Annotated in this window: 15 protein-coding genes; 11 read left to right on the plus strand and 4 right to left on the minus strand. The window is 62.8% G+C overall.

Annotated features, from left to right (window positions below; genetic code table 11):
- Window positions 1-10: 10 nt before the first annotated feature.
- Window positions 11-628 carry an AP2 domain-containing protein gene (locus ROZ00_07930; GenBank protein MDT3736135.1) on the minus strand — a complete coding sequence of 206 codons (618 nt, stop codon included), beginning with the start codon at window positions 626-628 and terminating at the stop codon, window positions 11-13.
- Between the two features lie 32 nt (window positions 629-660).
- Between ROZ00_07930 and trxC the strand changes: the two genes are divergently transcribed.
- Both trxC and ROZ00_07940 read left to right on the plus strand, forming a co-directional pair.
- Window positions 661-1,095 (plus strand): thioredoxin TrxC, encoded by a 435-nt coding sequence (gene trxC, locus ROZ00_07935; GenBank protein ID MDT3736136.1) that lies wholly within the window; start codon window positions 661-663, stop codon window positions 1,093-1,095.
- A gap of 251 nt (window positions 1,096-1,346) precedes the next feature.
- Window positions 1,347-2,378: a hypothetical protein gene (locus tag ROZ00_07940; GenBank protein MDT3736137.1), complete on the plus strand. Its 1,032-nt coding sequence runs from the start codon at window positions 1,347-1,349 to the stop codon at window positions 2,376-2,378.
- Here the strand turns inward: ROZ00_07940 and ROZ00_07945 are convergent, their stop codons facing one another.
- Complete coding sequence (locus ROZ00_07945; protein ID MDT3736138.1) at window positions 2,379-3,785, minus strand: serine/threonine-protein kinase; 1,407 nt, start codon at window positions 3,783-3,785, stop codon at window positions 2,379-2,381. It lies immediately after the preceding gene.
- Between the two features lie 134 nt (window positions 3,786-3,919).
- Between ROZ00_07945 and grpE the strand changes: the two genes are divergently transcribed.
- The 4 genes from grpE (at window position 3,920) to ROZ00_07965 (ending at window position 9,179) form a co-directional block, all read left to right on the plus strand.
- Complete coding sequence (gene grpE / locus ROZ00_07950; GenBank protein MDT3736139.1) at window positions 3,920-4,483, plus strand: nucleotide exchange factor GrpE; 564 nt, start codon at window positions 3,920-3,922, stop codon at window positions 4,481-4,483.
- Window positions 4,484-4,542: 59 nt separating this feature from the next.
- Window positions 4,543-6,474 carry a molecular chaperone DnaK gene (dnaK, locus tag ROZ00_07955; protein ID MDT3736140.1) on the plus strand — a complete coding sequence of 644 codons (1,932 nt, stop codon included), beginning with the start codon at window positions 4,543-4,545 and terminating at the stop codon, window positions 6,472-6,474.
- A 101-nt stretch (window positions 6,475-6,575) separates the two neighbouring features.
- Window positions 6,576-7,706 (plus strand): molecular chaperone DnaJ, encoded by a 1,131-nt coding sequence (gene dnaJ, locus ROZ00_07960; GenBank protein MDT3736141.1) that lies wholly within the window; start codon window positions 6,576-6,578, stop codon window positions 7,704-7,706.
- Between the two features lie 315 nt (window positions 7,707-8,021).
- Window positions 8,022-9,179: an ABC transporter substrate-binding protein gene (locus tag ROZ00_07965; protein ID MDT3736142.1), complete on the plus strand. Its 1,158-nt coding sequence runs from the start codon at window positions 8,022-8,024 to the stop codon at window positions 9,177-9,179.
- A 12-nt stretch (window positions 9,180-9,191) separates the two neighbouring features.
- Here the strand turns inward: ROZ00_07965 and cysS are convergent, their stop codons facing one another.
- Window positions 9,192-10,577: a cysteine--tRNA ligase gene (gene cysS, locus ROZ00_07970; protein MDT3736143.1), complete on the minus strand. Its 1,386-nt coding sequence runs from the start codon at window positions 10,575-10,577 to the stop codon at window positions 9,192-9,194.
- Window positions 10,578-10,679: 102 nt separating this feature from the next.
- On the opposite strand from cysS, the gene ROZ00_07975 reads away from it, so the two are divergent.
- The 5 genes from ROZ00_07975 (at window position 10,680) to ROZ00_07995 (ending at window position 14,806) form a co-directional block, all read left to right on the plus strand.
- The gene (locus ROZ00_07975; protein MDT3736144.1) at window positions 10,680-11,750 is read left to right on the plus strand and encodes a tetratricopeptide repeat protein; all 1,071 of its coding nucleotides are present in this window, start codon (window positions 10,680-10,682) and stop codon (window positions 11,748-11,750) included.
- Window positions 11,751-11,863: 113 nt separating this feature from the next.
- Window positions 11,864-12,946 (plus strand): L,D-transpeptidase family protein, encoded by a 1,083-nt coding sequence (locus ROZ00_07980; protein ID MDT3736145.1) that lies wholly within the window; start codon window positions 11,864-11,866, stop codon window positions 12,944-12,946.
- A 31-nt stretch (window positions 12,947-12,977) separates the two neighbouring features.
- A complete protein-coding gene (locus tag ROZ00_07985; GenBank protein ID MDT3736146.1) occupies window positions 12,978-13,550 on the plus strand; it encodes a peptidylprolyl isomerase in 573 nt (190 codons plus the stop codon).
- Between the two features lie 12 nt (window positions 13,551-13,562).
- Window positions 13,563-14,054, plus strand: a complete 492-nt coding sequence (locus ROZ00_07990; protein MDT3736147.1) for a peptidylprolyl isomerase — start codon at window positions 13,563-13,565, stop codon at window positions 14,052-14,054.
- A gap of 17 nt (window positions 14,055-14,071) precedes the next feature.
- Window positions 14,072-14,806, plus strand: a complete 735-nt coding sequence (locus ROZ00_07995) for a UDP-2,3-diacylglucosamine diphosphatase (GenBank protein MDT3736148.1) — start codon at window positions 14,072-14,074, stop codon at window positions 14,804-14,806.
- Here ROZ00_07995 and ROZ00_08000 read toward each other — a convergent pair.
- Window positions 14,803-15,978 (minus strand): O-succinylhomoserine sulfhydrylase, encoded by a 1,176-nt coding sequence (locus tag ROZ00_08000; GenBank protein ID MDT3736149.1) that lies wholly within the window; start codon window positions 15,976-15,978, stop codon window positions 14,803-14,805. The genes ROZ00_07995 and ROZ00_08000 overlap by 4 nt on opposite strands.
- Window positions 15,979-16,081 lie beyond the last annotated feature (103 nt).

Here is a 16,081-nt window from a genome sequence, read left to right on the forward strand (position 1 = left end):
ACAGCCCGAATCACACCCGCGACATGCGTCTCTTGCGACGCGTTGCGCCGGGATCAAAATTTCCGGCCATCTGCTTGACCGCGCCGCGGCGGGCCTTGACCGCCATCTTGAAGGCGCCTTCCTCGCCGTATTTCTTCACGGAAAACTTGACCCGCTTGGCGCGTCCGTCTGGCAGCACCCAGGAAGCGACCCAGAACCAGCGCTTCTCCGCGCTCGGCTTCTGGCTTGTTTCGGACGCGCAGTAGCGGCACACGCCGACCACGCCGGACTTATTGTTCTTCTTGACGATCTCGGCGTGCTCCCGCCTGGAAAGCGGCGGATGCTTCGCGACGATTTCGTCGCGATAGGCCTTGGCCGCCGCCAGCGACCTCGCCTTACCGCCGAGCACGCCATCACTGAACTGCTTGCGGAAAATGACACCCCGCCTCTGGATGGTCACCAGCCAACCGTGGGTGCGGCTGCTTTCGTTATCGACACGGGTAACGCCGTAGATCGGGGACTTTTGCTTCACTTCGCTCTCCATGATGGGTCGTCGAAGTGCTTTCTCGGCAGTTCCGGATAAAACTTTAGCGTACACGGCATCGTGAAACGCGAAATCCGCCTTGAATTCCCCGCACCGCGCCTTCATGTGGATAGCGAACCTGATTATGGAGCCCACCCATGTCCAGCCCGCTCGTGATCGTCTGCCCCCATTGCAGCACCGCCAACCGCGTTCCGGCCGAACGCCTGGCCGATCAGCCCACCTGCGGCAAGTGCAGGCAGCGCCTGTTTTCCGGCCACCCCGTCGAACTGAATGCCGACTCCTTCGACAGTCATGTCGGCCGCAGCGACATCCCGGTGGTCGTGGATTTCTGGGCGCCCTGGTGCGGGCCCTGCCGCATGATGGCACCGGCCTACGCCCAGGCCGCCCACCAGCTCGAGCCGCACTGCCGCCTCGCCAAGTTGAACACCGAGGAAGCGCAGGAGATCGCCGCCCGCTTCGGCATCCGCAGCATCCCGACGATCATCGTCTTCCGCAACGGCCGTGAAATCGCGCGCCAGTCCGGCGCCATGGATACGGGTAATCTGGTGCGCTGGATCACCACCCAATCCTGAGCCCCCTTCGCCATGGGGCGGGAAAGTCCGAAAAGGCTCAAGTTTTTGCCGTTCGTGCCGTTACTGATTCCTGAGACGCCCTGACGCACGAATCGCGCCGCGAACATTTACTTTCTGCGAAAGCTCCGTTCCCGGGCCAGCTTCTTTCGCCGCGCCAGGCGCGTCTCACCATCTCTTCGGATTGCACGATTTCGCTGCAACAACCGGCAAATCGCCGTCCCCTGGCGACTGACTTTTGGATGGGAGCCCGCGTGAAAATCGCCAACGCCAGTCTTCAGATGGAATCCGGCCACGCCGAAATTTCGCACCGGCAGGTGCGCGAATCGCTGCGCACCTGGGTCGGTCCGCAGCGCCCTGACTTCGAGGGCGGGAACTCGCCGTCCGCGCTTGTCGACGTCTCCGCAGCCGCCCGGGCGAGCCAGTCTGCCGAGGCGGAAGCCGTCGAGGACATGGAGGGAGCAGCGGAAGGCAGACCTGAGCTGCAGCTCATCAAATCCATGATCGAAATGCTGACGGGACGCCGGATCAGGGTTGTCTCGGCGGCAGACATCCGGGGTGGCGCCGAAGCGCCGGATGTGCAGGACCCGAAACAGCCGCCGGCGCGCGGCAATGCCGGCTGGGGCGTGGAATACGATTACCGCGAAATCCGCGACGAAGCCGAGCACACCGCCTTCTCCGCGCAAGGCACCGTGCGCACGGCGGACGGACGGGAAATCCGCTTCGACCTGAAGCTAGCCATGGAGCGTGTCTGGCATGAGGAAAGCAGCATCTCCTTGCGCGCCGGAGATGCCCGCCGCAAGGATCCGCTCGTGCTGAACTTCGATGGCAAGGCAGCGGAACTGTCGTCCACCCGCTTCCGCTTCGACCTGGATGCCAACGGGACGGCGGAAGACGTGCCGCTGCTGGGCCGCGGCAGCGGCTACCTCGCCCTGGATCTGAATGGCGACGGGAAAATCACCTCCGGTGCGGAACTGTTCGGCCCGCTAAGCGGCGACGGTTACGCCGATCTGGCGAAGTACGATGCCGACGGCAATCGCTGGATCGACGAAAACGATGCCGTATTCGACCGCCTGCGCATCTGGTCGCCCGCGGCCGGCACCGGCGGCACGATGGCGACGCTGCGGCAACGCAATGTCGGCGCCCTCTCCCTGGATCGCCTGTCCACCCCCTTCGATCTGCGCAGCCCCGGCAACGACTCCCTGGGCGCCGTGCGTTCGAGCGGCGTCTACCTCACCGAGAATGGCCAGGCCGGCACAACGCAGCAGATCGACCTGACGGTCTAATCAGCTTCTCTTCAGAGGCTCGATGGCCGTCGGCGTTTCGTCCAAGGGTTCCAGGTCGAGTTCGATTTCCAGCTTGTCGCTCGCAGCCGGCTTGTGGGCCTGTTCGCCGTGGCTTGCCAGGCTCTGGTCCGCGGCGGCCAACCGCCGGATCGCGGTGGACACCAGCCGCTTCTGGAATCGCTCGAAGCACTCCTCGGTGGCCAGGGCCAGCGCTGCGTTGTTCACATCCAGATAGACGATCGGTGTCAGGGTGACGATCGAGGCGCAGCGGCGCGGCGCATCCTGGTTGAGGTAGGCCATCTCGCCGACCACCTCGCCCGCGCCCAGACGGCAGATGGCACGATCCTCCACCGACACCTCCACCTCGCCCTCGATGATGATGCCAAAGCCCGATTCCTCGTCGCCCTCGTTCATGAGCAGAACGTCCGCCGGGATCTCGCGCCAGGTGCTGATTCGCAGCACTTCCCACAACTCTACCTCCTCGAAGCCGCGGAAGAACTCCAGCCTCTTCAGCGTATCCAGCCGCGAGGTGTCGAGCGCGACCCAATTGTCGTCGACGACCTGAAAGCGCACCGCCGAGAGGTCCTGCGCCATTTCCGCGCCATTGCGGTAACGCGAATACAGATCCTTTTCCAGCGCCCTCCGGATGATGTTGTCCATGGATGCGGGCACGTTCGGGTTGATCTGGCTCGGCATCGGCGGATCGGCATTGACGATCTTGTAGACCAGCTGGGCCGAATTGGCAGCGCGGAAAGGCAGCCGCCCGGTGAGCAGGTGAAACAGGACGACACCCAGCGAATAGAGGTCGGTCTTCTGGTTGAGCGGATAGCCCTTGATCTGCTCCGGCGACATATAGGCCGGCGAGCCGACGCCCATGATGAAGGTCGAATCGGTTTCGCTCTTCTTGGCAGTGTTAAGCGCCAGCCCGAAATCCATGATCTTGACGTTGTCCTGGTCGTCGACAAGGATGTTGGCCGGCTTGATGTCGCGGTGGACGATGCCCTGCTTGAAGGCATAGTCCAGGGCTAGGCAGCACTTGAAGACGATGCCGACCACGCGATGCAGGGGCAGCAGCTTGTCGAAGGAGCAGAACTCGGACAACTCCCGTCCCGTGACGTACTCCATCACGATGTAGGCTTGGTCCTCATCGAGAACGGTATCGTAGATCCGAATGATATTGGGGTGATCAAGCTTCCTGGCCATCGCCCCTTCGGTGGCGAACAGTTTTTTCAGCCGGCGCGTCCATTGCGCTTCGTCCGCACTCCCGTCGAAACGCACCAGCTTGATCGCCACCGGCTCGGGTCGCCCCGGCGCCTCGGCCAAGTAAACGGTGGCCGTGGCGCCACGTCCCAGTACCCGGAGAACCCGGTACTGGTCAATCGCCTCGATCTGATCCGTCTTGCCCATCCGAGCATGCTAGGCCAGCCGGAATCGGGCAGCAAGGGCACCGGGCACGAACGGCTCTCATGAATTACAATCCGCCCCCTTGAAAAAGCCAAATCCGCCTCAAACCTGCAGAGATCGTCACAGGGAGAAGACGCATGCAAGACACGCCACCAGCCTCGCCCAATATCGAGCAGACCCCGACGGGCGGGCAGCCCTCCCCCGCTGCCGCACGCCAGGATGGCCAGATCGACGCCATGCCCAGCCAGGAGGAGCTGCTGCGTCAAGCCGAACTGAAGGCCGAGGAACACCACGATGCCTGGCTGCGCGCCAAGGCGGAAACGGAAAACCTGCGCCGCCGCGCCCAGGAGGACATCGCCAAGGCGCACAAGTATGCCGCCGAGAAATTCGCCAGCGAAATGCTGCCGGTCAAGGATAGCCTGGAGGCGGCGCTGACCGCCGAAAACAGCACAGCCGAAAGCCTGCGAAATGGCGTCGAACTGACCCTGAAGCAGCTCATTGCCGCCTTCGAGAAATCCGGCTTGGCCGAAATCAACCCGCTTGGCGAGAAATTCGACCCGCACAAGCATCAGGCCATCAGCGCCATCGAGGACGAAGGGGAGCCGAACCGGGTGCTCAACGTCCTGCAAAAAGGCTACGGGCTCAACGACCGGGTGATCCGTCCGGCGCTGGTCGTCGTCTCGAAAGCCAAAAGCGCTTGAAAACCAGGACGAAAACCCCATATCGAACACAAGCTTAACAACGCATTCAAGGAACCATCATGGGAAAGATCATCGGCATCGACCTCGGCACCACCAACTCCTGCGTGGCCATCATGGAGGGCGGCAAGCCCAAGGTCATCGAGAACTCCGAAGGCGCACGCACGACGCCCTCCATCGTCGCCTACACCGACGACGGCGAAATCCTGGTCGGCGCCTCGGCCAAGCGCCAGGCGGTGACCAACGCCAAGAACACCCTCTTCGCGGTGAAGCGCCTGATCGGCCGCCGCTTCGAGGAAAAGGAAGTGCAAAAGGACATCGACCTGATGCCCTTCAAGATCGTCAAGGCGGACAACGGCGACGCCTGGGTGGAAGCGCGCGGCCAGAAGATGGCGCCGCCGCAGGTGTCCGCCGAGGTGCTGCGCAAGATGAAGAAGACGGCGGAAGACTACCTCGGCGAGGAAGTCACCGAGGCCGTCATCACCGTGCCGGCCTACTTCAACGACAGCCAGCGCCAGGCCACCAAGGACGCCGGCAAGATCGCCGGCCTGGAGGTCAAGCGCATCATCAACGAGCCGACCGCGGCGGCCATCTCCTTCGGCCTCGACAAGAAGGAAGGCGACCGCAAGATCGCGGTGTATGACCTGGGCGGCGGCACCTTCGACATTTCCATCATCGATATCGCCGAAATCGACGGCGAACACCAGTTCGAGGTGCTGTCGACCAACGGCGACACCTTCCTCGGTGGCGAGGACTTCGATCAGCGCCTGATCGACTACATCGTCACCGAGTTCAAAAAGGAGCAGGGCGTCGACCTGAAGAACGACGTGCTCGCCCTGCAGCGCCTGAAGGAATCGGCGGAAAAGGCCAAGATCGAACTGTCCTCCTCCACCCAGACCGAGATCAACCTGCCCTACATCACGGCGGACGCCTCGGGCCCGAAGCACCTGACCATGAAAATCACCCGCGCCAAGCTCGAATCGCTGGTGGAGGACCTCATCGCCCGCACCATCGAGCCCTGCCGCACCGCCATCAAGGATGCCGGCGTCAAGGTCGGCGACATTGCCGACGTGATCCTCGTCGGCGGCATGACCCGCATGCCCAAGGTGCAGGAAAAGGTGAAGGAGTTCTTCGGCAAGGAGCCGCGCAAGGACGTGAACCCGGACGAAGCCGTCGCCATTGGCGCTTCCATCCAGGGCGGCGTACTGCAGGGCGAAGTGAAGGACGTGCTGCTGCTCGACGTCACGCCGCTGTCGCTCGGCATCGAGACGCTGGGCGGCGTCATGACCAAGCTGATTGCCAAGAACACCACCATCCCGACCAAGCAGAGCCAGGTCTTCTCCACCGCCGACGACAACCAGTCTGCCGTGACCATCCACGTCCTCCAGGGTGAGCGCGAGGTGGCCTCCGGCAACAAGAGTCTGGGCCAGTTCAACCTGACCGACATCCCGCCGGCGCCGCGCGGCATGCCGCAGATCGAAGTCACCTTCGATATCGATGCCAACGGCATCCTGCACGTCTCGGCCAAGGACAAGGCCACCGGCAAGGAGAACAAGATCAAGATCCAGGCGAGTTCGGGCCTCAGCGAGGACGAGATCAACCGCATGGTGAAGGACGCCGAGTCGCATGCCGAGGAAGACAAGAAAGCGCTCGAAATCGTCACCGCGCGCAATGGCTGCGACGCCATGATCCACTCGGTGAAGAAGGCCTTGGCCGATTATGGCGACAAGATCGACGCCGACGAGAAGGGCAGAATCGAGGCCGCCCTGAAGGAAGCTGAGGAAGCCATGAAGGGCAACGACAAGGACGCCATCGAGGCCAAGACCACCGCCCTGGCCCAGGCCAGCCAGAAACTCGGCGAGAAAATCTATGCCGAACAGCAGGCGGCGGCCGGTGCGGCGGGCGGCGCACCGGCTGGCGATGCCGGTGGCAAGAAGGACGAAGGCGACGTGGTCGACGCCGAGTTTACGGAAGTGAAGGACAAGAAGGGTTAAGGCGGACGCCAAGGCACCGTTTTAGCCGGCCGAGTTCAAGCAGGCGCTCTCGCGTGACTTGACTCGGCCTTTGCACGACAAAGACCAGCCGGTGAGCAGACATGGCAAAAAGGGATTTTTACGAAGTGCTCGGCGTCAATCGCGATGCGTCGGATGACGAGATCAAGAAGGCCTACCGCAAACTGGCCATGAAGCACCATCCGGACCGCAATCCGGACAACCCCAAGGCCGAAGAACACTTCAAGGAAGCCAAGGAAGCCTACGAAATCCTTTCCGACGCACAAAAGCGTGCCGCCTACGATCAGTACGGACACGCCGGCGTCGACCCGCAAGCGGGCGGCTTCGGTCCCGGCGGTCCGGGCAACATGGGCGGTTTCGCCGATGCCTTCAGCGACATATTCGGCGACATTTTCGGCGGCGGTCGCGGCGGCGGCCGCGGCGGCGTCTATCGCGGCGCCGACCTGCGCTACAACCTGGAGATATCGCTGGAAGACGCGGCACGCGGCACCGAGACGCGCATTCGTATCCCGACCATGGAACAATGCGACGCCTGCGGCGGCAGCGGCGCCAAGAAGGGCACCACGCCTTCGACCTGCCCGACCTGCCACGGCCACGGCCAAGTGCGCATGCAGCAGGGCTTCTTCTCCATCCAGCAGACCTGCCCGAAATGCCACGGCAGCGGGCGCTTCGTGGCCGACCCCTGCCAGACCTGTCACGGCGCCGGGCGCGTCAAGCAGCACAAGACACTGTCGGTGAAAATCCCGGCGGGGGTCGACGAGGGCGATCGCATCCGCCTCTCCGGCGAGGGTGAGCACGGCGTGGGCGGCGGCCCGTCAGGCGACCTCTATGTGCAGATCCACATCAAGCCCCACCAGGTCTTCCAGCGCGACCACGACGACCTGCATTGTGAAATGCCGGTTAGCTTCACCATTGCCGCGCTGGGCGGCGAGATCGAGATTCCCACCCTCGACGGGCTGGCCAAGATCAAGATCCCGGCCGAGACCCAGAGCGGCAAGGTATTCCGCCTGCGCGGCAAGGGCATCAAGGGCGTGCGCAGCCACGGATATGGCGACCTGATGTGCCACGTGGTGGTGGAAACGCCGGTCAACCTCACCGAGCGCCAGAAGGAACTCCTGCGCGAGTTGGAGGCGATCAACGTCAAGGATGGTTCCCGACACAACCCGCGCGCCAAGTCCTGGATGGACAAGGTCAAGGACTTCTTCGGCGGATAACCCCAAACCGCCTCCGCGCGGCAGACGCAAGCCGGAAAGGCGGCATGGCGCCCCTCGCCCATCCGCCCATCAAGTTCCATCCGCGATTCAAATACATCTAATAGGCTTATTCCGTGTTTTTATGTATCATGATCAAAAAAGACAGGCACGGATGCTAGCCGTTCCTTAAGAACCATTCTCTGTCAGCAGCGGCTATTTCTGCTGATACGACATCAGAGCTTGGTTTTCCCGCTGGGTATCGCTTTAATATCCTTGGGAGAGGAAATACGGCCTCCGCAGACCGATGCATTCTCAATGACTTGGAGGAGGTCACACATGAACTCAACCCTGAAGCGGTTGTGCATCGCGTTCTTTCCCCTGTTGCTTGTCGCACTGAGCCACATTCAGCCCGCAGGAGCAGCAGATCCCGGCATCACTGCGGGCAGCATACTGATCGGCCAGACTGGCGTATTCACCGGCCCGGTGGCCGAACCGGCCCTGCAGTATCGTGCAGGCGCACAGATTTACTTCGACATGGTTAACGCCAAGGGTGGCATCCACGGCCGCAAGATCAAACTACTCTCGTACGATGACAAGTTCGATCCAAAGCTGGCGGCGGAAAATGCAAGAAAACTGCTGCTCGAGGACAAGGTTTTTACTCTCTTCGGCCTTATCGGAACCGGCGCTACGGCCGCCTCGATGCCCCTCGTCGGCGAGCACCGGGTACCAGTGGTCGGTTCCTTGAGCGGCTCGGACGGGTTGCGCGATCAGAAACTGAAACTGCTCTTCCATACGCGCGCCAGCTACAGCGACGAGACCGGAAAAATGGTGGAGCAACTCAAGTCCACCGGGGTGAAATCCATTGCGGTGGTCTATCAGGACGATCCTTTCGGCAAGGCGGGACTGAAGTCGGCACAGGGAGCCTTTGAGCGCCAGGGCGTCAAGCCGGTCATTGAAGCGCCCATCGATATGAACAAGCTGGACACGCTTGCGTCTACCGTGGCCAAAGTGGCGCAGACCCAGCCGGGCGCCATCATCATGGTAACCGCCGGCAAGGCGTCGACCGCCTTCATCCGCGAATACCTGAAAACCGGTGAGCGCCCGCAATTCTTCGGTGTCTCGGTACTCAGCGCCAAGGCCCTGCTCGCCGATCTCGGGGCGAACGCCCACGGCATCGTCATCGCCCAAGTAGTGCCATCGCCTCAGCGGACCAGTTACGGCATCTCCAAGGAATTCCTGGAAGCCGCCCAGAAAGCCAACAGCAAGGACATCACTTACAACAGCCTGGAAGGCTATCTGACGGCGAAGGTCTTCGTGGAGGCGCTACGCCGCGCCGGCAAAGACTTGTCTCGGGAAAAACTCATTGCCGCGCTGGAAACCTTGAGCAACTACGACCTGGGCGGCTTCGTGATCGACTACTCGAACGGCAGGCGCGCCGGGACCAGCTTCGTCGATCTCTCGATCATCAGCAAAACCGGCCAGTTCCTGCACTGACCGTAAATCCTCTCAGGCGCGGCGCCACTCCGTGGCGCCGCCCGGCTTGTCTTCCAGGACGATGCCCTCGGCCAGCAGTTCCGCTCGGATGCGATCTGCCTCGGCGTAATCCTTGGCCTTTTTCGCTGCAACGCGTGCCGCGATGCGTGCCTCGATCGCGGCGACATCAGGCTGGCCGCCCGCTATCGGCGCCCCCTGGAGAAACGCCACCGGGTCGCGTTCGAGCAGGCCCAGCACGGCCCCCAGTGCCTTGAGCTGGCCGGCTGCCCGGGCCGATCGCGAGCGATTCACCTCGTTGGCCAGTTCGAACAGGATGGCGATCGCCTCGGGCGTGTTGAAATCATCGTCCATCGCCTCGCGGAATTTCGCCGCATGCGACTCGCTCCAGTCGACGATCGCGGCTTCCGGAATAACTCCCTTGAGCGCGGTATACAACCGGGTGAGTGCCCCGCGTGCATCGTCCAGGTGAGCATCAGAGTAGTTGAGCGGGCTGCGGTAATGGGCTCGCAGAATGAAGAAGCGCACCACCTCGGCATCGTACTGCTTCAGCACCTCGCGGATGGTGAAGAAGTTGCCGAGAGATTTCGACATCTTCTCGTCGTCCACCCGCACGAAGCCGTTGTGCATCCAGTAGTTCACAAAGCGGCAGCCGTGCGCGCCCTCGCTCTGCGCGATCTCGTTCTCGTGGTGGGGAAACTGCAGGTCCTGTCCGCCGCCGTGGATGTCGAAATGAGGCCCCAGCAGTTCCGAGCTCATGGCCGAGCACTCGATGTGCCAGCCGGGCCTGCCGCTGCCCCAGGGCGAATCCCATTTCGCCTCGGCCGGCTCCCCCTCCTTGGCGTGCTTCCAGAGGACAAAATCGAGCGGGTCATGCTTGCCTTCGACGATGTCGACCCGTTCGCCGGCGCGCAGATCCTCCAATGATTTGCCCGAAAGACGGCCGTAGCCCTCGAACTTGCGTACGCTGTAGCAGACGTCCCGATTGGCGGCAACGTAGGCATAGCCGTTTCGCTCCAGCGCTGCGATCAGCCGCTGCATGGCGGCCACGTGCTGCGTCGCACGCGGTTCGTGGTCGGGCTTGAGGACACCCAGCGCCGCGGCATCCTCATGCATGTAGGCGATATAGCGGTCGGTCAGTGCCTGGATGGGCTCGCCGTTCTCCTGCGCCCGCCGGATGATCTTGTCGTCGATGTCGGTGATGTTGCGCACGTAGACGACTTTGTATCCGCTGGCGCGCAACCAGCGCGCCACCATGTCGAACACCACCAGCACGCGGGCGTGGCCGAGGTGGCAATAGTCGTACACGGTCATGCCGCAGACATACATGCGGACGAGACCAGGCTCGATGGGAGCGAACACCTGCTTGTCGCGGAGCAGGGTATTGTGGATTTTCAACATCGGGGACGGATCGATTGGAAAACGGCGATTATTGTTGATCTGCTGCCGTTCTTGCTAGAATGCCAGACTATTCAAATGCCTATGGCCGAGAAGTATAACATAATGACACTACGTCGCTTTTTCGCCCTCCCGCACGCCCTTGCTGCGCTGCTTTGCGCAGGCATTCTCACCCTGACGCCGACCGTCGTCCGCGCCGACGCCCTGCAGGAAGCCAGCCGGCTCATGAAACAGGGCCAGTTCGGCCCGGCCCTGGAGAAAACCGACCAGGTCCTGGCGGCCAAACCGAAGGACGCCCAGGCGCGTTTTATGAAGGGCCTGATCCTGACGGAAATGAACCGCCACAACGACGCCATCGCCGTCTTCACCAAGCTGACCGAGGATTACCCGGAACTGCCGGAACCCTACAACAACCTCGCCGTGCTCTACGCCCAGCAGCGCCAGTTCGAAAAGGCCAAGAACGCACTGGAAATGGCCATCCGCACCCACCCCTCCTACGCTACGGCGCACGAGAACCTCGGCGACATCTACGCCCGCATGGCCAGCCAGGCCTACGACAAGGCACTGCAGATCGATTCCTCGAACGCCAGCGCACAATCGAAGCTGGCCCTGATCCGCGACCTGATGAGCGTCTCTGCCCACCCGACGACTCTGGCATCACACAACCCGGCAAGCAAGGCGCAGGTGGCCGCTGCCCCGGCGGCAAAGGCGGTAGTCGCGCCGGTTGCCAAATCCGAGCCGGCTCCAGTCGCCAAGCCTGAGCCGGCAGCCTCTGCCGTCCAGCCCGCTGCTGAACCAAAGCCGGTCCCGGCAACCGATTCCAAACCTGCTGCCGGCGGCAGGCAGGACGTGGAAAAGGCAATCCGAGACTGGGCGGCCGCCTGGTCGAAAAAGGATATCAAGGCCTACCTCGCCTCCTATGCGCATGACTTCCAGACGCCGGGCGGCGAGCCTCGCAGCGCGTGGGAAGCAGAACGCGCACGCCGCATCAATAAGCCCGAGCCGATCCAGGTCGGCGTCGAGAGCATTCAGGTCGCGGTGGACGGCGACCGGGCCACCGTCAAGTTCCGTCAGCACTACAAGTCAGGCAAACTGAAGACCGCCGCCACCAAGGCGATGGTGATGGTCAGGCGCGATGGCAGGTGGCTGATCCAGCAGGAACGGGTCGCCAACTGATGCTCGGCCGCACGCGCTTTCGAAGCCTCGCTGCAGCTCTCTGCTTGGCGGCCACTGCTACGGTAGGCGCCGCCGCCCCCGAGCAAACCTATTCAGACTCGGGCCCGGAGCCGATGCTGGCCCTAGTCTTCGCCCATATCGAGCAGAACCGACTCGATGCTGCGCTCACCCAGACCGAAAAGCTGCTCAAGGCCTACCCCAATTTCCGGCTTGGGCATTTGATCAAGGGCGACCTTCTCCTGGCCCGTGCACGGCCGCTCAGGACGCTTGGCAATGCCGCCAATGCGCCGCAGGACAAACTCGCCGATCTGCGCGAGGAGGCCGTTGCCCGCCTGAAGGCCTATCGAGACAAGCCGCCGGCCGATTACGTGCCACGCTACCTCCTGCAAATGCATCCCGAGCAGAAGTTTGCCGTTGTGGTCGACACGCAGAAGGCCCGCCTCTATCTCTACCGCAACATGGACGGCCAGCCACGCTTCGTTGCCGACTACTACATCTCGCACGGCAAGGCCGGTTCGGAAAAGGTGCGCGAAGGAGACAAGAAGACGCCCATCGGCGTCTACCATGTCACCGCCAGCCTGCCACGGCAGAAGCTGACCGACTTCTACGGCAGCGGCGCCTTCCCCATCAGCTATCCGAACGAGTGGGACAAGCGCCAGGGCCGCAACGGCCACGGCATCTGGCTGCATGGCACGCCCTCCGACACTTTCTCCCGGCCTCCGAAGGCCTCTGACGGCTGCGTCGTGCTGGCCAACCAGGATCTCGATGCCCTGGCGAAGAACCTGCAGATCGGCACCACCCCGGTAATCATCTCCAACAGCATCGAATGGCTCTCGCTCGACGACTGGCAGGCCGAGCGCGCCGCGCTGTCCAGAAGCATCGAAGCATGGCGCGGCGACTGGGAAAGCCTTGACACGGACAAGTACCTGCGCCACTACTCGAAGCGCTTTCAGTCCGGCAACCAGAGCTTCGAGCAATGGTCGGCGCAGAAGCGCCAGGTCAACGCCGGCAAGCAGTGGATCAGGGTCGGCACGGACAACATCAGCATGTTCCGAGATCCCGGCAAGGAAGAAATGGTGGTCGTCACCTTCGACCAGGACTACCGTAGCAGCAACCTCAGCAACACCATGAAGAAGCGCCAGTACTGGATGAAGGAAGACGGCGCGTGGAAGATCGTCTACGAAGGCGGCGCATAAGCCCGCTTCTCTTTTTTAAGGAAATCCTGCAATGAAGAAGCTGTTCGCGCTGGCCGCCGGCCTGCTTTTGAGCCTGTCCGTTCTTGCCGCCAACCCGGTCGTCGAAATGAAGACGAACCAGGGGCTCATCGTCATCGAACTGTATGCCGACAAGGCGCCGAAGACCGTCGAGAATTTCCTGCAATACGTCAAGGACGGCTTCTACAACGGCACGATCTTCCACCGTGTCATCGACGGCTTCATGATCCAGGGCGGCGGCTTCGAGCCGGGCATGAAGCAGAAGCCGACGCGCGCGCCGATCGAGAACGAGGCGAAGAACGGCCTGAAGAACGCCACCGGCACGCTGGCCATGGCGCGCACCCAGGATCCGCATTCCGCCTCGGCGCAGTTCTTCATCAATCTCGTCGACAACGCCCTCCTCGACTACCCTTCGCGCGACGGCTGGGGCTATGCGGTGTTCGGCAAGGTCGTCCAGGGCTTCGACATCGTCCAGAAGATCGCCAAGGTAAAGACCGGCAATGCCGGCTTCCACCAGAATGTCCCGATCGCCCCCGTCATCATCGAATCCGCCCGGCTGCTGCCGGAAGCCAAACCCGTCAAATAATCAGGAGACAACATGGTCAAGCTGCACACCAATTTCGGCACCATCGTCCTCGAACTGGACGCCGCCAGGGCGCCCGAGACGGTGAAGAACTTCCTCGCCTATGTCGAGGCCGGCCACTACGACAACACGATCTTCCACCGCGTCATCGACGGCTTCATGATCCAGGGCGGCGGCTTCGAGCCGGGCATGAACCAGAAGCCGACCAATGCGCCGATCCAGAACGAAGCCGCCAACGGCCTGAAGAACGACCGCTACACCATCGCCATGGCGCGCACCGGCGATCCACATTCGGCCACCGCGCAGTTCTTCATCAACGTCAAGGACAACGCCTTCCTCAACCACACCGCACCGAGTGGCCAGGGCTGGGGCTACTGCGTCTTCGGCAAGGTGGTCGAAGGCATGGACGTCGTCGACAAAATCAAGGGTGTCAAGACCGGCAGCAAGGGATTCCATCAGGATGTGCCGGTCGAGGACGTGATCATCCAGAAGGCCGAGGTCGCCTGACATCGGCGGGGACGGCGATGACGACCCTGTTCATCTCCGACCTCCATCTTTGCCCGAGCCGGCCGAAGATCAGTCGGCTCTTCCTGGATTTTCTCTCCGGCCCGGCGAGTGAGGCCGAGGCGCTCTATATCCTCGGCGATCTGTTCGAATACTGGGCCGGCGATGATGATCTCGGCGATGACTTCAATGCCGGCGTCTGCGCCTCCCTGCAGAAGCTGTCCGCATCCGGCGTCCCGATTTGCTTCATGGCGGGCAACCGCGATTTTCTCGCGGGCGAAACCTTTGCTCGTGCCGCCGGGTTGAAACTGTTGCCCGATCCGGCGCTGACCGAGATCGCCGGCGCAACCACCCTGCTCATGCACGGCGACATGCTATGCACCGACGACGGCGCCTATCAGGCCTTTCGCAGCGAGGTGCGCTCGCCCGAATGGCGGCAGGCCTTCCTCGCCCTGCCGCTGGCCCAGCGCAAGGCGCAGATCGAAGCCCTACGCCGCGAAAGCGAAGCACAGAAACGCGTCAAGCCGATGGAGATCATGGACGTGAATCCGGCCGCCGTCCTGCGGGCACTGACTTTTCACCGCAGCCAGCGGCTCATCCACGGCCACACGCACCGTCCCGCCCATCACCGGCTGGAAATCGATGGCCTTGCCTGCGAGCGCTGGGTGCTGCCGGACTGGTACGAAAAGGGCGGCTACCTCGCCTGCGATGCGGCCGGCTGCCGGCTGCTTGAATGGCCGGCTGTCCCCGCCTAAATCGCTACCAGCCCACGCGCCAGATCGGCCTGGAGGTCCGCAATGGACTCCAGGCCCACGGCCACGCGCAGCAGGCTCTCCTGTATCCCCGAAGCGGTGCGCGCCTCGGCGCTGATGCGTCCGTGCGTGGTGCTGGCCGGATGGGTGATGGTGCTCTTGGTGTCGCCCAGGTTCGCCGTGATCGAAATCAGGCGCGTCGCATCCACCACCCTCCAGGCCTGCTCGCGGCCGCCCTTCACTTCGAAGGAGACGATGGCGCCGCCCGTTTTCTGCTGACGCATCGCCAGCGCATGCTGCGGATGCGAGGGCAACCCGGGGTAGTACACCCGCGCCACCTGCGGCTGCCGCTCAAGCCAGCGCGCCAGTTCAAGCGCCGTTGCCGATTGCGCCTCCATGCGGATGCGCAGCGTTTCCAGCCCCTTCAGGATCACCCAGGCGTTGAATGGGGAAATGGACGGTCCTGCCGTGCGCAGGAACTTGAAGATTTCCTCGGTCAGCGCCCTGCGTCCGACCACTGCACCGCCCAGGACGCGGCCCTGTCCGTCGAGATACTTGGTGGCGGAATGAATCACCAGGTCGGCGCCAAGGACCAGCGGACGCTGCAAGGCCGGCGAACAGAAGCAGTTGTCCACCGCCAGCAGCGCGCCGCCCGCATGGGCGACTTCCGCCAGCGCGGCGATGTCGAAGACTTCGGTAAGAGGGTTGGATGGTGTTTCGATAAAGACCAGCTTCGTCTGTGGCCGCAACGCCGCCCTGAAGGCCGCTGGATCGCTCGAGGCGACGAAGGTGGTATCGACACCGAACTTCGACAGGATGCCGCCGAACAACTGTTGCGTCGCGCCAAAGATGCCCTGCGAGGCGACGATGTGCTCGCCCGCCTTCATGAGCGCCATCACGGTCGACAGAATCGCCGCCATGCCGCTGGCCGTGGCGATGCAGGCCTCGCCGCCTTCCAGCGCCGCCAGGCGCTCCTGCAGCATGCTGACCGTGGGATTGGAGAAACGGCCGTAGACGAAGCCGGCTTCCTCGCCGGAGAAGCGGGCCGCCGCCTGCGCTGCATTCTCGAAGACGAAGCTCGAGGTGAGATAGAGCGCCTCGGCGTGCTCGTTGAACTGGCTGCGCTGTATGCCCGCGCGCACTGCCAGCGTGTCCAAATCGAATTCCTTGTCCATAATTCAGGCCCCAAAACAAAAAACCCGGCGCAGCTGAGCGACCGGGTTTTCCCCTCGCTTTAGCCGCATTTATTAAGCGCCCGCAAGCTGATATCAAATCGGC

This window comes from Denitratisoma sp. (assembly GCA_032027165.1).
GTDB lineage: Bacteria > Pseudomonadota > Gammaproteobacteria > Burkholderiales > Rhodocyclaceae > Desulfobacillus.